The organism is Nocardia sp. NPDC049526, assembly GCF_044465765.1.
In the GTDB taxonomy this organism is placed as follows: Bacteria; Actinomycetota; Actinomycetes; order Mycobacteriales; family Mycobacteriaceae; genus Nocardia.
In genome coordinates, this window is the sequence record NZ_JBITMA010000003.1 from 362,857 (window position 1) to 383,497 (window position 20,641).

22 protein-coding genes are annotated in these 20,641 nt (G+C 64.8%); 11 read left to right on the forward strand and 11 right to left on the reverse strand.

The annotated features are described in order from the left end of the window. Positions 1-7: 7 nt before the first annotated feature. The 4 genes from lysA to ACIBW7_RS11200 all read right to left on the reverse strand — a co-directional run bounded on the left by lysA (position 8) and on the right by ACIBW7_RS11200 (position 5,443). A complete protein-coding gene (lysA, locus tag ACIBW7_RS11185) occupies positions 8-1,351 on the reverse strand; it encodes a diaminopimelate decarboxylase (RefSeq protein WP_397046545.1) in 1,344 nt (447 codons plus the stop codon). A gap of 346 nt (positions 1,352-1,697) precedes the next feature. Then, entirely contained in the window at positions 1,698-2,501 is an 804-nt protein-coding gene (gene cmrA / locus ACIBW7_RS11190) for a mycolate reductase (RefSeq protein ID WP_397046132.1), read from the reverse strand. A gap of 333 nt (positions 2,502-2,834) precedes the next feature. Continuing rightward, complete coding sequence (locus ACIBW7_RS11195) at positions 2,835-4,865, reverse strand: FAD-dependent oxidoreductase (protein ID WP_397046133.1); 2,031 nt, start codon at positions 4,863-4,865, stop codon at positions 2,835-2,837. After that, positions 4,862-5,443 carry a PadR family transcriptional regulator gene (locus tag ACIBW7_RS11200; protein ID WP_397046134.1) on the reverse strand — a complete coding sequence of 194 codons (582 nt, stop codon included), beginning with the start codon at positions 5,441-5,443 and terminating at the stop codon, positions 4,862-4,864. Before ACIBW7_RS11200 ends, ACIBW7_RS11195 begins: the two co-directional genes overlap by 4 nt. A 105-nt stretch (positions 5,444-5,548) precedes the next feature. On the opposite strand from ACIBW7_RS11200, the gene ACIBW7_RS11205 reads away from it, so the two are divergent. Together ACIBW7_RS11205 and ACIBW7_RS11210 are read left to right on the forward strand one after the other, a co-directional pair. Next, complete coding sequence (locus ACIBW7_RS11205) at positions 5,549-6,940, forward strand: MFS transporter (RefSeq protein WP_397046135.1); 1,392 nt, start codon at positions 5,549-5,551, stop codon at positions 6,938-6,940. Between the two features lie 36 nt (positions 6,941-6,976). Then, positions 6,977-7,735, forward strand: coding sequence for an SDR family NAD(P)-dependent oxidoreductase (locus tag ACIBW7_RS11210; protein ID WP_397046136.1), 759 nt, complete (start codon positions 6,977-6,979; stop codon positions 7,733-7,735). Here ACIBW7_RS11210 and ACIBW7_RS11215 read toward each other — a convergent pair. Beyond that, entirely contained in the window at positions 7,732-8,352 is a 621-nt protein-coding gene (locus tag ACIBW7_RS11215; RefSeq protein WP_397046137.1) for a TetR family transcriptional regulator, read from the reverse strand. The genes ACIBW7_RS11210 and ACIBW7_RS11215 overlap by 4 nt on opposite strands. Before the next feature lie 183 nt (positions 8,353-8,535). Between ACIBW7_RS11215 and ACIBW7_RS11220 the strand changes: the two genes are divergently transcribed. The 3 genes from ACIBW7_RS11220 to ACIBW7_RS11230 are packed head-to-tail and all read left to right on the forward strand — an operon-like array spanning position 8,536 to position 11,073. Next, positions 8,536-9,594 carry a ferredoxin reductase gene (locus ACIBW7_RS11220; protein WP_397046138.1) on the forward strand — a complete coding sequence of 353 codons (1,059 nt, stop codon included), beginning with the start codon at positions 8,536-8,538 and terminating at the stop codon, positions 9,592-9,594. Between the two features lie 21 nt (positions 9,595-9,615). Further along, positions 9,616-10,764 carry a fatty acid desaturase family protein gene (locus ACIBW7_RS11225; RefSeq protein WP_397046139.1) on the forward strand — a complete coding sequence of 383 codons (1,149 nt, stop codon included), beginning with the start codon at positions 9,616-9,618 and terminating at the stop codon, positions 10,762-10,764. Positions 10,765-10,806: 42 nt separating this feature from the next. Further along, positions 10,807-11,073 (forward strand): hypothetical protein, encoded by a 267-nt coding sequence (locus ACIBW7_RS11230; protein ID WP_397046140.1) that lies wholly within the window; start codon positions 10,807-10,809, stop codon positions 11,071-11,073. Here the strand turns inward: ACIBW7_RS11230 and ACIBW7_RS11235 are convergent, their stop codons facing one another. Beyond that, positions 11,074-11,610 carry a DUF4254 domain-containing protein gene (locus tag ACIBW7_RS11235; RefSeq protein ID WP_397046141.1) on the reverse strand — a complete coding sequence of 179 codons (537 nt, stop codon included), beginning with the start codon at positions 11,608-11,610 and terminating at the stop codon, positions 11,074-11,076. Positions 11,611-12,050: 440 nt separating this feature from the next. Between ACIBW7_RS11235 and ACIBW7_RS11240 the strand changes: the two genes are divergently transcribed. Further along, entirely contained in the window at positions 12,051-12,329 is a 279-nt protein-coding gene (locus ACIBW7_RS11240) for a hypothetical protein (protein ID WP_397046142.1), read from the forward strand. Between the two features lie 167 nt (positions 12,330-12,496). Then, positions 12,497-13,171: a DUF4389 domain-containing protein gene (locus ACIBW7_RS11245; RefSeq protein WP_397046143.1), complete on the forward strand. Its 675-nt coding sequence runs from the start codon at positions 12,497-12,499 to the stop codon at positions 13,169-13,171. Between the two features lie 37 nt (positions 13,172-13,208). On the opposite strand, the gene ACIBW7_RS11250 is transcribed toward ACIBW7_RS11245, so the two are convergent. The 3 genes from ACIBW7_RS11250 to ACIBW7_RS11260 form a co-directional block, all read right to left on the reverse strand. Next, on the reverse strand, positions 13,209-14,072 hold the full coding sequence (locus ACIBW7_RS11250; protein ID WP_397046546.1) for an ATP-binding cassette domain-containing protein: 864 nt from the start codon (positions 14,070-14,072) through the stop codon (positions 13,209-13,211). A 128-nt stretch (positions 14,073-14,200) separates the two neighbouring features. Beyond that, positions 14,201-15,034 (reverse strand): ABC transporter permease, encoded by an 834-nt coding sequence (locus ACIBW7_RS11255; protein ID WP_397046144.1) that lies wholly within the window; start codon positions 15,032-15,034, stop codon positions 14,201-14,203. Then, positions 15,027-15,881: an ABC transporter permease gene (locus tag ACIBW7_RS11260; RefSeq protein WP_397046145.1), complete on the reverse strand. Its 855-nt coding sequence runs from the start codon at positions 15,879-15,881 to the stop codon at positions 15,027-15,029. Before ACIBW7_RS11260 ends, ACIBW7_RS11255 begins: the two co-directional genes overlap by 8 nt. 151 nt (positions 15,882-16,032) lie before the next feature. Here ACIBW7_RS11260 and ectB point away from each other — a divergent pair, with 151 nt between their 5' ends. Further along, complete coding sequence (gene ectB / locus ACIBW7_RS11265; protein WP_397046146.1) at positions 16,033-17,325, forward strand: diaminobutyrate--2-oxoglutarate transaminase; 1,293 nt, start codon at positions 16,033-16,035, stop codon at positions 17,323-17,325. Here the strand turns inward: ectB and ACIBW7_RS11270 are convergent, their stop codons facing one another. Next, positions 17,326-17,985, reverse strand: a complete 660-nt coding sequence (locus ACIBW7_RS11270) for a L,D-transpeptidase (RefSeq protein WP_397046147.1) — start codon at positions 17,983-17,985, stop codon at positions 17,326-17,328. It abuts the gene before it with no gap. Positions 17,986-18,299: 314 nt separating this feature from the next. Between ACIBW7_RS11270 and ACIBW7_RS11275 the strand changes: the two genes are divergently transcribed. The 3 genes from ACIBW7_RS11275 (at position 18,300) to ACIBW7_RS11285 (ending at position 19,972) form a co-directional block, all read left to right on the forward strand. Continuing rightward, positions 18,300-18,779, forward strand: a complete 480-nt coding sequence (locus tag ACIBW7_RS11275) for a DUF4383 domain-containing protein (protein ID WP_397046148.1) — start codon at positions 18,300-18,302, stop codon at positions 18,777-18,779. Positions 18,780-18,964: 185 nt separating this feature from the next. Continuing rightward, positions 18,965-19,534 (forward strand): hypothetical protein, encoded by a 570-nt coding sequence (locus ACIBW7_RS11280; RefSeq protein ID WP_397046149.1) that lies wholly within the window; start codon positions 18,965-18,967, stop codon positions 19,532-19,534. A gap of 42 nt (positions 19,535-19,576) precedes the next feature. Next, complete coding sequence (locus ACIBW7_RS11285; RefSeq protein WP_397046150.1) at positions 19,577-19,972, forward strand: hypothetical protein; 396 nt, start codon at positions 19,577-19,579, stop codon at positions 19,970-19,972. A 26-nt stretch (positions 19,973-19,998) separates the two neighbouring features. On the opposite strand, the gene ACIBW7_RS11290 is transcribed toward ACIBW7_RS11285, so the two are convergent. Continuing rightward, positions 19,999-20,592: a hypothetical protein gene (locus ACIBW7_RS11290; RefSeq protein WP_397046151.1), complete on the reverse strand. Its 594-nt coding sequence runs from the start codon at positions 20,590-20,592 to the stop codon at positions 19,999-20,001. Between the last annotated feature and the right edge of the window lie 49 nt (positions 20,593-20,641).

Genomic DNA, 20,641 nt, shown 5'->3' on the forward strand with positions numbered 1-20,641 from the left:
CGGCCCGTCAGTTGCCGATATCGCGGGCGAGTAGATCGTCGGTGGTTTCGCGGCGGATCAGCTGGCGGGCGCGTCCGGCGCGTACCGCGATGACCGGTGGCCGACCGACGCTGTTGTAGGACGAGGCGAGGCTGTGGTGGTAGGCGCCGGTGCACGGCACCGCGAGCACCTCGCCGGGGCGCAGGTCGGCCGGGAGCCGGATATCGGTGGCCAGCACATCGCCCGCCTCGCAGTAGCGACCGGCCACCGTTGCGGTCATCTGTGGGCCGCAGGGATGCCGATTGGCAATGACCACTTCGTAATTCGCGCCGTACAGCGCGACGCGGGCGTTATCGCCCATGCCGCCGTCGACGGTGACGTAGGTCCGTCCGCCATCGATATGCTTGACCGACAGCACGCGATACAGCGTCACGCCTGCGCGCGCGACGATGGCGCGACCCGGCTCCAAGGCGATATTCGGGCGCGGGAAGTGGTTCCGCGCGCAGGCCGCGTCCAGGGCGTCGTCGATGATGTCGGCGAGTTCGGTCAGATTCATCTCGGCGTCCCCGCTGCGGTAGGCGACCGCATGTCCGCCGCCGAGGTCGAGATCGGTGAGTATGCGGCCGTGATCTGCACGGACCCTTGCCATTTCGGCGATCATCCGGCGCACGGCCTCGCCGTAGTGGTCCGGATCGTAGATCTGCGAACCGATGTGGCAGTGGAAGCCGATCAGCTCGAGGTTCGGCTGGCGCATAATGCGTTCGACCGCCTCGGCGGCCATATCGCTGCCGAGCGGGAAACCGAATTTCTGGTCCAGCACACCGGTTTTCACGGCCGGATGCCCGTGCACATCGATGCCGGGCGACAGTCGGAGCAGGACCTGTTGGGGTCGGGTGGCCAGTGCGGAAAGCAGGGTGATCTCGGTCATCGAATCGATCACGATCCGGCCGACACCGCTTTGCACGGCCGCTTCGAGTTCGTCGAAGGATTTGCCGTTGCCGTGCAACACGATTCGCTTCGGGTCGACACCGGCCGCGATGGCGATGGCGAGTTCACCAGCCGAACATACGTCGACCGAAAGTCCTTCCTGGGTAACCCATTCCGCGACCGCGCGGATCATCAGCGCCTTGCCCGCATAGATGATCTCGGCCTCCGGGAAGGCCTTCTTGTAGGCGCGGCAGCGAGTGCGGACCTCGTGCTCGTCGAGCACATAGGTGGCGGTGCCGTACTGGTCGGCGATATCGGCGAGAGCGACCCCGCCGAGGGTGATTCGGCCGTCGTCGTCGTAATGGGTGTCCTGCGGCCAGACCGCGGAGTCGAGGCGCGAAGGCATTCCCGACCGCAGCGACGGGAAGATCTCGAGCAGCGTCACGTGGTTCTCCTGGGTGCGCCCCCGCTTTCTCGGCATGCGGGGCCGATATCAGGACTACGCCGGTTCGTACTGATCATGGGCGATGCTGACGGATCCTTGACGCACCCGAAACATTTCCTGACGGGTTGCTGACCGGCACTCCAATGCGGCCCATGCTCGCGCTGACCTGGGCCGATTCCGGCGTCAGTGTTGGTGGATGGTTCGGCGACCTGCTGCCCGAAAGCCGCTGTTGGACGCGATGCGCACGGAATTGATCGCGGGATCGGCCACGGTGGATCCGACCGCCGTGGTGGCTCGCGCGGGGTGCCGACCGGTGGCGTGAATCACCATTTTCGGCTTCTACCGGTCAGCCGCCGAGCTTCTTGTAGAACGCACCGGCGACTGGGGCGGTGAGGGCGCGGGGGCCGTATTGGCCTGCGACGCTCATACCCTTGCTGATCAGGCCGGGGACTACCCGCATCTTGTTGCGGACCAGGGCGTCGATGGAGATCTTGGCCGTGTATTCGGAGGTGACCCACATGAAGTCGGGCACCATGCGGTCGACGATGGAGGCGTCGGCAAGATCGGGGGTTTCGGTGCGGACCGGACCCGGAGCGAGCAGGGTGACGTGCACGCCGGAGCCCTTCAATTCGCCGCGCAGCGATTCGGAGAAGGTATTGGCGAACGCTTTGCTCGCCGCATAGGTGGCATTGTTCGGAATCGGCATATTGCCCGCCGCCGAACCGCTGATCAGGATGCCGCCACCACCCCTGGCAATCATGCCGGGCAGTACGGCCAAGGTGAGGTCGTGCACCGCAACGGCATTGAGCTCCATCTGGGCCCGCTCATACGCGGGATCCAATTCGGCGACCGCGCCGAAGGTCGCGATACCGGCGTTATTGCACAGGATCGCAATATCGCGAGCCGCCAACTCCTCGACCAGCGCCCCGCGCGCCGTTCGATCGGCCAGATCGACCGCCCGCACCTCCGCGGTGATCCCATGCGCCAACGTCAACCGCTGCGCAAGCTCGGTCAGCACCTCCCCGCGCCGCGCAACCAGGATCAACGAATACCCGCGAGCAGCAAGCTCAGCAGCAAGCGCCGTCCCGATACCAGAAGAGGCACCAGTAACAACTGCACGATTCTCAGAGGTAGCAGAGGGCAAACTCACGAGAGGAGCCTAGGCGATACATGCGGCCCAGCCTCGATGACATCCCGCCTCGCCGCGTCCCCCAGCCGGTTTGGCTCGAGAATGCAACCTTGGCGGGGCGTTCTCGACATTTGCCGCCACCAACATATGGTGATCAACGGTTCAGGCCGCACCGAAGGGTGGGCGGACTCGGGTCGAGGGCGCACGTACTCGTGGCTGGGTCGGCACCTCTGTCTGGTCCGACTAGATGCATCGACACAGCCGAGGGGAGCGGCGCGCCTTCGCCCGCGCCGCGCACGGAATCGCGGTGACGAAACGTGCGCGGTCCAGGCGGGGCCGCGGCGAGTGGCGTCGCTACAGGCGGGCTGCCAGGCGGGTGCCTTGGTCGATCGCGCGTTTGGCGTCCAATTCGGCGGCTATGTCGGCGCCGCCGATGAGGTGGACGCCAGCGCCGGCGGCGCGGAGGGGTTCTTCGAGTTCGCGTACGGATTCCTGGCCTGCGCAGATGATGACGTTGTCGACCGGGATCAGTTGGGGGCGTTGGCGTTTCTCGCCGAAGCTGATGTGCAGGCCGTTGTCGTCGATGCGTTCGTAGTTGACGCCGCCTACGTGCTCGACGCCTTTTGCCGCGAGCGCCGCGCGGTGCACCCAGCCGGAGGTCTTGCCGAGATCTTTACCGAACGGAGTCGACTTGCGTTGCAGCAGAACGACTTCGCGGGCGGCTGGTGCCGGTTTGGGTTTGGTGAGCTGGCCGCGGGCCTGTTCGTCGGCGGAGTCGACGCCCCACTCTTCCTTCCACTCGTCGAGTTTGAGGGTGGGATGTCCTTCGACGGTGAGGAATTCGGCGACGTCGTAGCCGATGCCGCCCGCACCGATGACGGCGACGCGTTTGCCGACGGGCCGCTCCGCACGGACCAGTTCGGCGTAGGACAACACCATCGGGTGGTCGATGCCGGGGATATTCGGAATGCGCGGGCGCACACCGGTGGCCAGCACAATCTCGTCGTAGCGGGCCTCGAGCAGCTCCACCGCGGTGACCCGCTTGTTCAAGTGCACGGTCACGCCGGTTACCTCCAGCATTCTGGTGTAGTAGCGGATCGACTCGTTGAACTCTTCCTTGCCCGGAATGCGGCGAGCGATATCGAACTGCCCGCCGATCTTGTCGTCGGCCTCGAAAAGGTCCACCCGGTGCCCGCGTTCGGCGAGATTGACTGCCGCCGACAGTCCGGCCGGGCCTGCGCCGACGACCGCGATGCGCTTGGTGCGCCGAGTCGGGAGCAGCTTCAGCTCGGTTTCGTGACCCGCCCGTGGGTTCAGCAGGCAGGACACGGTCTTGTGCTGGAACGCATGGTCCAGGCAGGCCTGGTTGCAGGCGATGCAGGTGTTGATCTCGTCGACCCGGTTGGCGGCAGCCTTGTTCACCCATTCCGGATCGGTGAGGAACGGCCGGGCCAGCGAAACCAGTTGCGCGTCACCGCGAGTGAGGATCTCCTCGGCGATCTCGGGCATATTGATCCGGTTGGACGCGCAGACCGGAATGTTCACCTGCTCGGTGATCTTCGCGGTGAATTCGACGAATGCCGCCCGTGGCACGGAGGTGACGATGGTCGGCACCCGCGCCTCGTGCCAGCCGATATCGGTATTCAGAATGCTTGCGCCCGCCGCTTCGAGTTCCTTTGCCAGCGCGATGATTTCGTCGAAGGTCTGCCCGTTCTCGACCAATTCGGCCATCGACAAACGGAATACGATGATGAAGTCGGGCCCGACCGCCGCGCGGGTGCGGCGCACGATCTCCACCGCGAGCCTGCGCCGGTTCTCCGGCGAGCCGCCCCACTTGTCGGTGCGCTTATTCGTGCGCGGTGCGAGGAACTGGTTGATGAAATAGCCTTCACCGCCCATGATTTCGCAACCGTCGTAGCCTGCGAACTGGGCGAGCTTCGCACAGCGGGCGTAGTCGTCGATGGTCTGCTCGACCCCGCGCGCGGAGAGCTTGCGCGGCCGAAAGGGATTGATCGGAGCCTTGATCGAGGATGCCGAAACACTGCCCGGCATATAGGAATAGCGGCCCGCGTGCAGGATCTGGATGGCGATCTTGCCACCCGCTTCGTGCACGGCCTTGGTGATCACCCGGTGCCGGTAGGCTTCGGACTTATTGGTGAGTTTGGCGCCGAACGGCAGCAGCCAGCCGGTGCGGTTCGGGGCGTAGCCGCCGGTGATGATGAGACCGACACCGCCGCGGGCGCGCTCGGCGAAATAGGCGGCGAGCCGGTTGGTGTCCCATGCGCGATCCTCCAGGCCGGTATGCATCGACCCCATGATCACGCGATTGCGCAGCGTGGTGAAGCCGAGATCGAGGGGCTCGAAAAGACGGGGGAACGAACTCATCGCTGAGTCTCACCTTTCTTCGGGTCCGCGTGCGGGGCTGTTGCACGTGGTTGCAGGGCTTGCAGTACTTCGTCGCACCATTCGACTGATCCGGACTCGAAGCGGATGCCCGCGCGCAGCACGAGGTACTGGTGCAGTGGGGTACCGGAGAGCTGATCGGGAGTAGGGAAGTCGCGTTTCTCGATGAGCCGGAACAGCTCGAGGCGCTGATTGTGCTGCTCGCGATGGCGGACGACCTCGTCGCAGAGCGCGCCGATATCGCCGTGCGCGGCGGCGCGAATCTTCACCCCGAGCTCGTTGCGCGGCATCGAGGTATCGGTCGGTGCGGCGATCCAGCGCGCCAGCTCTGCCCGGCCCGCCTCGTTCACCGAGTAGACCTTCTTATCCGGCCTGCCCTCCTGGGTCACCGCCGCACTGGTGAGCCAGCCGGACTCCTCCATGCGCTTGAGCACGCGATAGATCTGCTGATGGGTGGCGCGCCAGAAGAAGCCGATGGACTTGTCGAAGCGGCGCGCCAGCTCATAACCCGAACCGGCGCGCTCGGTCAGCGATACCAGCAGCGCATGTTCGAGTGCCATGGCGCCAGGTTATCGTTACACCCGGTACTATGCAACTGAGTGCATAGTCGCCACGGTATCGAGTGTTGGCCCGCCCGACGGTGGAATCCGCACTAGGCTGCGCCCATGAGTGCCGCATCGCGCAGCGGATTCGATGAGGGTGGTGGCCGGGTGACCGATGAGCCGGAGGTGGATGCGCTGGCGACTGTCGGGCAGGCGGCCGGGCGCGGGCAAGTGGTGGCGTGGGGGTTGTGGGACTGGGGATCCTCGGCATTCAATGCCGTGATCTTGACCTTCGTATTCTCGGTGTACCTCACCGATAAGGTCGGGGACGATCTGCCGGGCGGGGTGTCACCGAGCGCATGGCTCGGCTGGGCCCTCGGCATCGCGGGTTTCGTGGTCGCACTCACCGCGCCGATCAGCGGCCAGCGCTTCGACGCGAACGCGAAACGTAAACGCTCACTTGGCGTATTGACCGCGCTGACCATTCTGACGATGACATTGATGTTCTTCGTCCACGACGACTACCACCACTTCTGGTTCGGCTTGGTCCTGCTCGGCTTCGGTTCCGCATTCATCGAATTGGCGGGCGTGCCCTACAACGCCATGCTGCGCCAGGTCTCCACCCCGGCCGATGTCGGGCGGGTGTCCGGATTCGGCTGGGCCATGGGCTATTTCGGCGGCATCTTCATCCTGCTGATCAGCTACTTCGGCTTCATCTCCGGCCACGGTGACAACCGTGGCCTGCTCGGCGTGCCCATCGATGACGGTACGAATATCCGATTGGTCGCGATGCTGGCCGCGGTGTGGTTCGCCGCCTTCGCACTGCCGGTGCTGTTCGCCGTGCCCGAATTACCGCCCACCAGTGCCGATCCCGGTGCGGCCAAGGCCGGATTCTTCGGCTCGTACCGGGTGCTGTGGCGGGATCTGCGCGAGCTGTGGGCGGTGGATCGACGCACCGTCGGGTTCCTGATCGCCAGCGCGATCTTCCGCGACGGTCTGGCCGGGGTATTCACCTTCGGTGCGATCCTGGCCGTGCGGGTCTACGGCATCGCCGACTCCGACGTGCTGCTGTTCGGCATTGCCGCGAATGTTGTTGCCGCACTCGGCGCGGTGACCGCAGGCCGGTTCGATGATCGCCTCGGCCCGAAAATCGTGATTGTGATATCGCTGGTCGCCATGGTGATCTGTGGCACCGCGCTGTTGATCGTGTCCGGTCCGGTCATGTTCTGGATCTTCGGCCTACTGCTCACCATCTTCGTCGGCCCCGCCCAATCCGCCGCCCGCTCCTTCCTCACCCGCCTGGCCCCACCCGGCCGCGAAGGCCAGATGTTCGGCCTCTACACCACCACCGGTCGCGCCGTATCCTTCCTCGCCCCAGTGCTTTTCGGCTTCTTCGTCTGGGCCTTCGATGCCGACCGTGCGGGTATTGTCGGCATTCTGGTAGTCCTCGCCGTCGGTTTGGTGGCGTTGCTCCCGGTTCGCAAGCCGGATCGCGCGGTTGAGCCCGCCGAGTGAGGCCGTGCCGCGAGATCGGTTGTCTAGCATTGGATTGTGGCTGTTTCGTATGTGGTGACCGGCGGTGGCCGGGGGATCGGGCGGGCGATCGTGCAAAGCCTGCTCGGCACCGAGAACACGGTCGTGGCTATCGAGCGTGACGCGGCGGCGCTGGCATGGGCGGGCGACCGGGTGCTCGCCGTGATCGGCGACGCATCGTCGGTCGAGACCGCAGAGCGCGCCGCGGATCTCGCGCAGGCGGTAGGCCCGCTGGTGGGATGGGTGAACAACGCGGCGATTTTCCGGGATGCCGCGGTGCATACCGCGCCCGCGCCGCAGGTGCTCGAGCTGATCAATGCCAACCTGGCACCCGCCGTCATCGGCTGCACGACAGCGGTGCGCCGGTTCCTCGCGGCGGGAGCTAGGGGCGCGATCGTGAATGTCACTTCGCACCAAGCACAGCGGGCGGTGCCGGGTGCACTGCCCTACAGCACGGCGAAGGCGGCGATCGAAGGGCTGACCCGGGCCATCGCGGTCGAGTACGGGCGCAACGACATTCGGTGCAACGCGGTCGCTCCGGGCTCGGTGGATACCGAAAGGTATGCCGAATTCCTTGCCGGACTGACGCCTTCGGCATCGGCGAAGGTAGAGCGGGAAATGGCTGCGCTGCATCCGATCGGGCGGGTGGCCACGACCGGGGAAGTCGCGGCAGCGGTTGCCTTTCTCTTATCGGCGGATGCGAGCTTCATCAACGGGGCGGTGGTCCCGGTGGACGGTGGCCGCTCGGTGCTCGCACTCGATCCGGAAGCCGGCTAGCGCTCCTTGGCGGGCCACCAGGCGGCCATGCCGAGTGCGATGAGACGGACCTGGCGGATGGTGCGGTCGATGATCGCGGGTTGGTCGCGCGGGGTGGCGGCGACGTAGTCGGCAATGCAGTCGGCGACCGTCGAGACGATCAGATCGGCGGCCAATTCGAGGTCGTCGTGGGACCAGGAGTCCAGGTCCGGAATGCGGGACAGGTCGACGACCAGTTCGCGGACGATCAATTGCAGTTCGAGTGCGATGGCGTGTTGCAGGGCGGCCGAGCCGCCCCGGCGTTCGCGGGTGATGAAACCGAAGAGTTCGCGCTTGGTGGCGACCTGATCAAAAACAAACCGCACGGTCTCCGAGAGTCGGGCGTCGGGCGTGCGGCGCAGTTGACGCAGGGCCAGGCGCAGCGCTCGGACGCCCTCGTCGACCAAGGCCGCGCCGAGATCGTCGAGTGAGGCGAAATGCCGATAGAACGCGGTCGGCACAATGCCCGCGGAGCGGGCGATCTCCCGCAGGCTCAGCGCGCCGAAGCCACGCTCGGCGGCCAGCGTGAGCGTGCCGTCGAGCAGGGCCTGCCTGGTGCGCTCCTTGCGCTCGCCCCGGGTAGCTGCGGTCTCGGTCATCGCAGTGAGCATACAGCCGTTCACCATTCGTCTATTCCTAGGATGTAGTTCGGGTCACATCAGTTCCTGGTTGACACTGGACCCGGTCCATCGGTCACACTAGTTGAGTGTACAGGCGTGCACTGAAATCTTCGCCGATGAGGGTTCAGGAGCACGCCGCGGCCCGAAAGCAGAGGCAACCGCATGGTGGGACTCATCGACCTGGTGCAAACCCTGACCACACCGCACCCGCTCGACCGCTACCTGGAACTCGTCCGCCCCACGCTGACGGTTCGGGAGTTGCGGGCGGAGATCACCCACGTCCGCCGCTCGGTGCCGGGTTCGGTGACGCTGACGCTGCGCCCCACCTGGCAGTGGCGCGGCCACGTCGCGGGGCAATATGTGCAGATCGGCGTCGTGATCGACGGCATCCGGCACATCAGGTGCTACTCACCGGTCAATCCGGCGGGTCAGCGCGACCGGCACCTGCAACTGACGGTCAAGGCGCATCCGGACGGCCTGGTATCGCAATACCTCTACCGCAACGCCGTACCCGGCATGGTGGTCAGCTTGGAACCGGCCGCCGGTGTCTTCCAACTGCCCGAACCGCGCCCCGAGCGGGTGCTGCTGATCAGCGGCGGCAGCGGCATCACCCCGGTGCTGTCCATGCTGCGCACGCTGGCGGATGAGGGCTATCCGGGCGAACTCGCCTTCCTGCACTATGCGAAATCACCGGAGACGGTGCCGCATCGGGCGGAACTGGAGGCGATTGCGCAGACGCACAAGAACTTCCGCATCGAACTGCGCTATCCCAGCGACGGCTCCGGTCATTTCGACTACGACCAACTCGAATCTGTCGCACCCTGGTTCGCCGACGGCGAGACCTACGTCTGCGGGCCCCAGGGCCTGATGGACGCGGTGCGCAAGATCTTCGAGGCAGAGCGGTTGGACGCGCGGCTGCACACCGAGGAATTCACCCTGTCCAGCACCCCCGTCGACGCCGACGAGGCCTTCGGCACGGTCAGCTTCTCGGCCAGCGGACGCAGCGCCGAGAACAACGGTGCGGTCCTGCTGGAGCAGGCCGAGGCCGTCGGGCTGACACCGGAGTACGGCTGCCGGATGGGTATCTGCTTCTCCTGCACCGCAGTTCGGCGCAGCGGCTGCACCCGCAATGTGCGCACCGGCGAAACCGACAGCGATCCGGATCAGCCCATCCAGCTCTGCATCAATGCGCCCGTCGGCGACGTCGACATCGATATCTGACAAAGCAAGGGGACCACAGCAATGACGATTCTGACCGAAACGAAAGATGGCCCGCTGGTATTGAGCCCGGACCAGGTCGAGGAACTCGGCCGGGCCCTCGACGACCTGCGCGCCCGCGTCGTCGCCGATCTCGGCGATGCCGACCGCGAATACATCTACTCGATCATCAAGGCGCAGCGCGGTTTCGAGGTCGCCGGGCGCGGCCTGATGTATCTCGGCTTCCTGCCGCCGTTCTGGCTGGCCGCGGTGGCCGCGCTGAGTGTGTCGAAGATCCTGGACAATATGGAGATCGGCCACAATGTCATGCACGGCCAGTACGACTGGATGCGCGAGCGCGGCCTGAATTCCCGCGAGTTCGAATGGGATACGGTCTGCCCGGCGGACCAGTGGAAGCATTCGCACAACTACATGCACCACACCTTCACCAATATCCACGGCATGGACCGCGACATCGGCTACGGCATCCTGCGCATGGACGAGGGGCAGCAGTGGAATCCGCTGCGACTCGGCCAGCCGCTCTACGCCTTCGCGCTGATGGTGCTGTTCGAATGGGGCGTGATGGGCCATGACCTGGAGGTGGAGAACATCATCCGGGGCAGGAAGAGTTGGTCGGACATCAAACGATTGCTGAAGGGCCAGTGGCGCAAGGCCGGTCGGCAGGTGCTCAAGGACTACCTCGTCTTCCCGGCACTGACCGGTCCGCTGTTCGTCAGCACCCTCGCCGGAAATACCGCCGCCAATCTGGTGCGCAACCTCTGGGCCTTCTCCATCATTTTCTGCGGCCACTTCCCCACGGGCGTACAGACGTTCACCGAAGAGGAGACCGCCGAGGAGACTCGCGGTGAGTGGTACGTCCGGCAGATGCTCGGCTCGGCCAACATCACCGGCAGCAAGCTGTTCCACATCATGTCCGGGAATTTGTCGCATCAGATCGAGCACCACCTCTTCCCGGATCTGCCCGCGAACCGCTATCCGCAGATCGCGCCGGAGGTTCGGGAACTGTGCGAGAAGTATGGATTGCCGTACAACACCGGTTCGCTCGGTAAGCAAGTCGGATCGGTCTGGCTGAAGATTTTCAAGCTGGCACTGCCGCCGTTCTTGGTCGGGAAGGAGTCCACGCCCGGTGTTATCGTGATGCGACAGCGGAACACAACCGAAGTGGGCGTGTGAATGATCGGGAAATTCGAAAGTAACAAGGATCTAATTCAAGAATTGACTTCCTCTGGTGCGCGACATGTCGGAAATATTGCGAACATCATCACCGGCACTGTCGCGGAAGTCACCCGGGAGATCGGTGAATGGATCACCGACGCCATCGAGATGAACGAGGCCGCGGCCGCCGCGCGCAAGGATGCCGCGGCGCAGCACGGGAACGATCTCGTCGACGAGGCCGATGTGTCCTATGACGCGGAGGTCGAGCCGAGCGCGCCGTACGTCGAGGCAGAGGTGGTCGAGCCGGAGGTGGAAAACCCCCGGTGATCACCACACCGGCAGCCTGCGCCGGTGCTCGGTCACATCGGTGATCAGGTCCTTGTACCCGTCGGCCAGTTCGGCCAATCGGCTCCACTGCAGCTGGGCGTCATCGTCCAGCTGCAGTGGATGCGGCGGCCCGGCCGGTGCCGATATACCCAATGCATGTTGTGCCGCAACCCATTTCGCCGCCATTCGATCGATGACTGCGCCCAGCGTCTCGGTGTGCAGCGAGGCGCCGGCGCGGTGCTCCACATTGCCGGCGACCCAATTGTCGATCTGGCCGACCAGTTCGGTTCGGTGTGTGTCGAGGTCGTCGACGAGTTGCAGGCACCGTGCCACGCGGCCGCTCGGCGCGTCCGGCGCATGCGCCGCCTGCAGGGCATTGCGCCTGCGTTCATGACATTCGACCAGTGCGCGTCCCGCGGCCAGGACAGGGTGCCGGTGTTGATTCGGATCGTGGGGTTCGCGAAATGCGCGCAGTAGCGCCGAGGGCGATGGCAGCTCTTCGGCTTCGATACGACCTGCTGCGTATTCGGTGGTCATGATGCACGCCCCTGCGGTGGCGATGGGTGTGTATTTGGATGCGCCAGGGCCGAGGAGGATTTCGGGGAGGGGCACCCCTCGGCTCCGGCGCAGCCCCGCACCCGGATCGCCTCCACACAGTCCACCAGCACGGCCAAGAAACCGGGAAATCCGCGACGATGCGATGAGGAAGACGGCCCGAGGAAATCGGGACCTTTTCAGGAAAGCGCGATAGTCGAATCGGCGCAATAGAATGGTGTAGAAACAGATGAGCTGCCGGGAAATCGTTATGATCCGTTACGGATCGGTCACATAACCGCCGACTTTCCTACCTTAGTGAAATCGCTGAGCGCATGGGCAGCAACCACTTCCGGCGAGGCGCGCGCACGACACTGTTCGATCGACTAGCCTCGGTGTTTGTGCCCGCCTATGTGTCTTCGCCCGAGTTGACGTTCGGGTTCATGTTCGCGCTGGAAGATCCGGAGCGAATCGCCGAGGTCGTGCGCACGCTCATCCTCCGCAAGACGGTGTCGGTGTTTCGACTCGCGCGCCTGTCCGACGACGACGGACCGCCCGAACGCTATGTCGTGAACTGGGCGGTGATTCCGCAGATCTCGATCACCACCAGCGCCCCCGACCCGGATGAGCTGGAGGCCGGGCAGATCATGCTGGTGAACGCCTTCCTCGGTGAGGAGGGCGAGGTCAGTCTGTACTCGGCCCAGGGGCAGGCGCCGAGCTGAGGCCTGCGGCAGGGTCGTTGCGGCACTGCGCGATTCGCCACGACGGTGGCCACCTTTTCGTTGGCGAGTCGGTATCGGAACGTGGTCTGACCGAAGGTCCGATACGGGACAATCGGGACATTCCACTCGTTGTCGAGGCATCGAAGCACCTGGAAGGAGCATCGATCATGGAGCCCGAGAACACCGTCGCCGTCGCTACCGCGGCCAATCCGGTTCGTGTCCGAGGAGATCTCGATCCCGCGCTATCGCGCTGGATGTGGCTGGTCAAATGGATCCTGGCCATCCCGCACGCCATCATTCTGGTATTCCTGTACATCGCGTACGTGGTCGTCTCGGTGGTCGCATTCTTCGCGATCCTGATCACCGGTAACTATCCGCGCGCACTGTTCGACTTCAATGTCGGCGTCATGCGGTGGGGTTGGCGGGTCGGCTTCTACGCCTACTCCGTGCTCGGCACCGATAGGTATCCGCCGTTCAGCCTGCAGTCGGATCCGGATTATCCGGCAGATCTGGAAATCGACTATCCCGAGCAGTTGAGTCGTGGTCTGGTGCTGGTGAAATGGTGGCTGCTGGCCATCCCGCACTATCTGATCGTCGGTGCGATATTCAGCGCGGGTATGGGCGGCAAGTACGGCTGGGGCGGATTCACGCTGGCCAATGTGCTGGTGCTGGTCGCAGTGGTGGCACTGCTGTTCACGGCGGTATATCCGAAGGCGGTGTTCGATTTCCTGCTCGGCCTGCACCGGTGGTCCATCCGAGTAGGCGCCTACGCCTCGCTGATGCGTGACGAATACCCGCCGTTCCGACTCGACCAGGGCGCTCGCGAACCCGAAAACAACTGAATATCAACCGATTCGGGAGCCGGACAGCGGTGTCGGGTCACCAGGCGGATTCATAGATCCGCCGGACCACGTCCTCGATGTCCGGCTCCTCTATGGACAGGTCGCGCACCTCGGCTCGATCGGAGACCGCGGCGAGAACCTGTGCGGCGGTGGTCGATTCGGCATCGAAGGCCAACCGCTGGCGCATGCCCCCGCCCTCGCTGGTCAACAGTTCGGCACTCGGCAGATCGTCGAGATTGCGGGTCGGTTCGGCCAGATCGACGACGAGCACCCGCCGGGCGCCCACCCGCACCGCCAGGCCGGTCAGTGAACCGTCGTACACCAGACTGCCGCGGTCGACGACGAGCACCCGGTCACAGAGCCGCTCGATATCGCCCATATCGTGCGTAGTGAGCAACAGCGTGGTGCCGCGCTCGGTGCGTTCAGCGCGTAGGAACTCACGTAGTCGCTGTTTCGACAGCACGTCGAGGCCGATGGTCGGTTCGTCGAGAATGATCAATTCGGGGGAGTGCAGCAGCGCCGCGGCGACCTCGGCCCGCATGCGCTGGCCGAGCGAGAGCTGGCGCACCGGAGTGTCGAGTGTCTCGGCCATCTCCAGTTGTTCGACCAACTCGTAGGTACGTTTTTGCGCGATATCGGATTCCAGCCGGTGGATCGCGGCTAGAATCGAAAACGATTCGCGCAGTGGAAGATCCCACCACAGCTGGGAGCGCTGCCCGAAAACCACCCCGATCCGGGCGGCGAGTTGGCGCCGCTGCCGCACCGGATCCAGGCCGCAGGTGCGCACGGTGCCCGAGGTGGGGACCAGGATGCCGGTCAGCATTTTGATGGTGGTCGACTTGCCCGCCCCGTTCGCGCCGATATAGCCCACCGCCGAGCCGCGTTCGATGCTGAACGTCATCCGGTCCACCGCGGTGAGCGTTTCGCGGCTGCGTCGCCAGCGCTGCCCGTTCCTCCGATACAGAATGAATTGCCTTGTCAGGTTCTCGATCTCGATGATCGAGTTCGATAACTCGCTGTCCGCCACGCTTATCCGCCGCCTCCCTGATAGTGCCGAGTGCCTAGTCGCCACAATCCCAACGCGAGCAGCCACACCCACAGCGCCGCCAACGGTGCGCACCAGGCCAGCCAGGGCGGCAGCAGTGGTGGGCCGGGTAGGTGCAGCAGTGCGATGGTCGGTAGATACGCCGTGAAGGCGACCGGAATGGCGAAGCCGAATACCAGCTTCAGCGATGTCGGAAACACCGAAGCCGGTTGCATGGCGGCGAAGGAGCCGCCGTAGGTGAAGCTGTTGGTCAGTTCCGCACCGTCGATCAGGTAGAACTGCGCGCCGGCGGCGCAGACGAACAGGCCGCCGAACAGGGCGATGCCGCTGAGCAGGGTCGTCACCAGCAGTGCGAGAGTTTGCGGACCCCAATCGAGATCATTGCGAACGAGGCCGAGTCCGAGCACGATGATCGCCACCGAGGCGCGGGCGAATCGGCGCAGCGAGATGTCACTAGTGATGAGCTGCAACAGGAGTGGCTGGGGTCGTAGATGATAGGCGTCGAGCACTCCGAGCCGGATGAGTGTCGGCAGTGAATCCAGGTGCCCGAACAGCACTTGGGCCAGTGCGAATCCGGAATTGCTCAGGCCGAACAGCAGGAGTGCGCCGTCCAGATCGAGCCCGCCGAGCATCCGGACATTGCGGTAGATGACCCACACCTCGGCGAATTCGACGATGCCGATCAGGAAGGCGCTGAATACCTCACTGGCGAAGGACAAGCGGTATGCGCGCTGGGCTTGCATCCGCGACCGCAGCACCGCCACGTAGGGGGTGAACCAGGTACCGGCCGGCACGAGCGTATACGGGGGCTCAGCCACCCTGCACCTCCAGCCTGCGGCGCCCGGCCACCAGCAGCGCCCGGCCCACCGCACCGACCGCGAGTACCCAGACCACCTGTGCGGCAACGACCGTCACGGCATCCATCCCGGTGACCCGACCCGACAGGATGTCGATCGGCGACTGCAAGATCGACGGGAACGGAGTGGCATGCGCGACGGCGCGCAGCCATGCCGGGAACATGTGGACCGGCACGAACAGCCCGGCCAGAAACGTGCCGCAAATCTGGTATAGCACTCGGAGCCCGCGGGTTTCCACTACCCAGAATCCGATCAATCCGACGGCGAAAAGGCATAGAAATGACAACGCTACGGCCAGCACCACGCTGACCAGCCCGAGTATGTAGGGCCCCGCTGTGCCGGGCATGGCGAGCCCGAAAGTGAGCACCCCGACCAGTACGCTCGGCACCCCGCGCGGCAGGATCGTGCACGACGCGCGACCGAGATCGATGGCGAGATAACTGAATTGGACATCGACCGGACGCAAGAAGTCGATTGCGATATCGCCGTTTTTGACCCGATCCACCAATTCCAGTGGTGGTCCCATGAATTGGGTCGCGCCCAGCAGGGCCTGGGACAGCCAGACGTAGGCGCCGATCGATCCCGCGTCGTAACCGCTGAAGCCGCCGGATGCGCGCACCGCGGCCATCATCACCGCCGCGCGCACGAATCCGAAGACGCAGTTGGTGAACAGGCCGGCGAACATCGCGAGTTTGTACTGGGATTGGCGCCGGAAACCGGCTCGGACGAGGTAGAGGTACAGCCGCGCGGTCCGGAGTACGTGCAGTGCGGCTAGCTGCGATCTGTTGCCCTCCACACTGCCGCGCACAAACGGTTAACTCTACGGTGCGTCGGGGGACGCGCGGTAGGTAAGCGCGCGATTTTTGGAAAAGTGCGACAAACCCGCTGCACCAATGTTAGAAACACAGTCACTTCAGATTTGCCCCGTGGGCGCTCGCGCACGACAGGAAGGATCGTCGATGACTGTCGCCGCTAGCGACTACTCGCAGGTCGCTCGAAACAGCACTGCGTTGACCGTTTTCGAGACGCTCGAGTCGAATGTGCGCGGGTACTGTCGGGCCTGGCCGACCGTCTTCGACACCGGCAGCGGCGCCTGGCTGCGCGACGAGAACGGCAAGGACTACCTCGACTTCTTCGCGGGGGCGGGCGCACTCAACTACGGCCACAACAATCCGGTGCTGAAGCGGGCGCTGCTGGACTACATCGTCGGCGACGGGATCACGCACAGCCTCGACATGTCGACCGTCGCCAAGCGACGGCTGCTGGAGGCCTTGCGCGACACGATCTTCGAGCCCCGCGGACTGGACTACAAGGTGCAATTTACCGGTCCGACCGGCGCGAACGCGGTCGAGGCGGCGTTGAAGCTGGCGCGCAAGGTCACCGGACGCCAGACCGTTCTCACCTTCACCAACGCCTTCCATGGGATGTCACTCGGCGCGTTATCGGTGACCGGCAATGCCGCCAAGCGCGCGGCTGCCGGTGTGCCACTGCCGCATGCGATGCCCATGCCCTATGACGGCTTCCTCGATGCATCCGACGACCTGCGCTGGATGCGGCGGGCCCTGGACGACTCGTCCTCGGGGTTGGACAAGCCCGCCGCGGTGATCGTGGAGACGGTGCAGGGCGAGGGCGGAGTGAATGTCGCACGCTCGCAATGGCTGCGGCAGCTGGCCGAATTGTGCCGAGCGCGCGGAATTCTGCTCATCGTCGACGATGTGCAGATGGGTTGCGGACGGACCGGTGGGTTTTTCTCGTTCGAGTTCGCGGGCATCACTCCCGACATCGTGACACTGTCGAAATCCATCGGCGGGTACGGGTTGCCCATGGCGCTGGTGCTTTTCAATCCCGAACTCGATCAGTGGGCGCCCGGTGAGCACAACGGCACCTTCCGCGGCAACAACGCGGCGTTCGTCACCGCGCGGGTTGCGCTCGAGCACTACTGGTCCGATAGCGCGCTGGAGATTTCGACGGTGGCCAAAGGGGAGCGCACGGCACGCGCACTCGCCGAAATCGCGGCGGCGTTTCCCGGTGTCTCGACGCGCGGGCGCGGGCTGGTGCAGGGCATCGTGTTCGAGGAAGCGTCGCGCGCGGGCAAGGTGTGCCAACTAGCCTTCGAGCGGGGGCTGCTCGTGGAGACCTCTGGTTCGGCCGACGAGGTGGTAAAGCTGTTGCCGCCGTTGACAATCAGCGAGGACGAATTGGATCAGGGTTTGTCGTTGCTCGCCGGTGCGGTGGAGGAAATCTGCGGATAGTCACTTGCTGCCGATATTGATCACCGGATGCGCGCTCGGATCGAGCCATCGCATAACGGCTTCGAGGTCGACAGCCGGGATCGATACGCATCCAGCGGTCGGGCGTCCGGTCTCGACATGGAGGAAGAAGGCCGAGCCCGCGCCCGCGACGACGGGCTGCCGGTTGTAGTCGATCACCACGGCGTGTTCGTACGCCGGACCTGCCTCGCCGAGGTTCTCGCTGGCATGCTCATCGAATTCGCAAGTGCCGGTGGCGCATTGCGCGTACCGGTTGTAACTCGGCGAGCCCGTATCGGAGACCCACCAGTCCTGTACGCCGACCTGGCGATAGGGGAGCCGGGTTCCGTTGTTCGGCGCGATCCCGAACGCCTCGCTCAGCGTCCACACACCGGTGGGCGTATGCGCCGAGTCCTCGCTGGCTCGACCGATGCCGTCGCGCCCGACGTAGGCCCGCAGCGGACCGATAGCGGCGCGCCAGCCACCTGAAATACGTTGCCACGCAGTCAGTGTCGCGGTGGTATCGGCGACGTGCTCGGCGACGACGGTGACGACTTGGTCGGCATCGCCGTGGTAGGGCAGGGGCAGATCGGACCTGGGTGTGCTGGTGCACGCGGCGACGCCGGCCAGCAGCACGATGAGCAGCGTTATGCGTTTCGACAAATGAAACCTCCCGACGGGCGTCGACCCTAATGCAGATTCCGCCCTTGCCACCGCAGGCGGATTCGAGTGTCCGCGCGCGGGTACGCGATGAGCATTTCCGCGATATACAGGAGGTCGAATGCCGATCCCGTCGGACACACTTTCTGCCTCATTTGGCTGTAGGGGCGGTCTGCGGGCTGGACCTGCGGGTTTATTCGTTTGTCTACGCAGCGCACGGGTATGACGCAGGTGACTGCCACAAACCGGCAGTCATGGAAATCAGTCGCACGAAACGGGCGCCTGTTCGGACGCCTGGTTCGGGAGAGGCAGTCACCATGGCCGCGCATCACGCGCAAACCTCAGCCGCGCATTGGACGTCGCTGCGCATCGCGGCGGCGGCGGTCGGCGCGGTGTTCCTGGTGGTCGGCGTGCTCGGCTTCATACCGGGCATCACCACGAATTACGACAGCATGGAATGGGCCGGACACAGCTCCGACGCCCAGCTCCTCGGGTTGTTCAACGTCTCGATCCTGCACAACATCGTCCACCTGGTGTTCGGCGTAGCCGGCTTGCTGGCATCGCGCACAGCGCTCGCATCCCGGGCGTTCCTGCTCGGCGGCGGCATCATCTACCTGGTGCTGTGGTTGTACGGGCTGGTCATCGACCAGCACAGCGATGCGAACTTCGTCCCGGTGAACACCGCCGACAACTGGCTGCACTTCGCCCTCGGCGTCGGCATGGTCGCCGTCGGAGCGGCGCTCGGGTGGTCGGGCAGTCGAGGCGTAACCGGGTCGCCGCGTCCGTCGGTTCAATAGGTATGAGCGATGAAGCCCGCTCGGATGTGCGCCGAGCGGGGGTTGTTCATGTTCCGGGTCCGCCGGTGCATCAACTGGCGAATCGGGGGAATGCCAGGGGTAGGAGTCGCGTTTGCTCGCGGGCTCCGTCGTAGGAGGTGATGGAGGTGTCGGAGTCGCCGACATGGCCGGTGCGGAGCTGGCGGATGCAGCCCTGGAATCCCAGTCCGCTGATGCGGGTCTCCGATCGGGTGGAAGGGTTCGTCCGCATTCTGGCCGTATTGGTGCTGCTGATCGCCGTGCCGACCGCCGCGGCGGCCGGCACCGCGGCCTATAGCTCGGCATCCGAGCGGATCCACACCGAAAACGCGACGAAAATCGTTGTGACAGGGACCATTATCGGTACCCCCGCCCGGGTCGCTGCACCCATCGCGGACCGCAACGGAACGGTGCGCGATCAGTTCGAGGCGCAGGTGTCCTGGACTCACGACGGCAAGTCCGGCACCGCGACCGTCGGTGTTTCCGACGGCGCGGAACCCGGCCAGCCCGTCCCCGTCTGGCTCGGCCCGGACGGAACACCGACCACCCCTCCCGAACGGTCCAGTGCCGCCGCCGTGCACGGCATCGGTGTCGGCATCGCCGTTCTGCTCGAAATCTGGTGCGGCGCAGCAGCAGTCGTCTGGTCCACCGCCTGGGCTCTGAACCATCGCCGCCACCTCCGCCTGGATCGGGAATGGCGGCAATTCAGCCATCCCACCGGTCAGGACAGCCTGTGATGCGCTCGGCGGGCAACCGGGCAGCGGACTACGATCCCTCGCGTGAGCGCACCGATACTTCGAGCATTCGATGCGAGCGGACGGACCCTGGCCGATCCGACCGACACCGAGGTGCACGACCTGTTCGCGGATCTGAACGCACGCTGGCCGTTCGCGATCGTGGAAAGGCTGGATCGCGAGCCGTCGGAGCAATTCTATTTCCAGATCCACCTGGATTACGTCGGTGACCAGGACCCGGACCTCGACGAGGAGGTCGATGTCGATTACGACGTCGAGTTCCGCGACGGTGGTCCGGACAAGCACTACCGTGCCAGGATTACCGGTCTGTACGGCTTCGCCGGGATGGATCTCGTGCACAAGGTGTATTGCGCATGGCGGGCCGAAGATCCCGGGCTGGCGGATCTGCTGTCATGGGAATTGCTGGAACTCGACGGCTGAGATACTCGAACGGTTCTAGCGTTCGATCACTTGCTCAGAGCCTTGGCGCCGTTCGGGGCCACCGCGAACCACGTTCCGCCGACACCCTGCCCGAGCAGATCACCCGGCTTGGTGTCTTTCGAGAAGTAGTACACGGGCCAACCGCCGATGGTGATTTGGCATGTGCCGTCGGCACGTTCGATGAATCCGACAAGTTGGGGGTCGACGCCCGCGGCGTAAAGGACTTGATCGCGGGTCACGGTCAGCGGCGGCCAGGTGACGGCACACTGCCCGGCGCAGTTCGATACCGACGGATTCGCCGTATCCTTGTCGAACCGGTACAGCGATCGGCCGGTTCCATCCGAAACATACTGTCCGACAGCAGGATTGCTGGTTACCCGGAGTTGCACCGCATTGGCGGTTCCGGCTGGGGTCGTGCCGTCGTAGATCTTCAGCCAGCCTTGCGTTTTCGCTACCACGGGCGCCTGGCCTGCGACGGGCACCGCGGCCGCGACAGTGGACGTTTGTGCCACCGCTTGGGCGGCTTTCTCGTCGCCACAGGCGCTGAGCAGACCCGCGAGCACGACAGCGGCGGCCGCGACCGGCACGGTGGCACGCTGAAAACGTTTGGCTGAACTCATCTTCGAACCCTTCGTCGCAATTCGACAAGGTGCACACCGCATCTCGTCC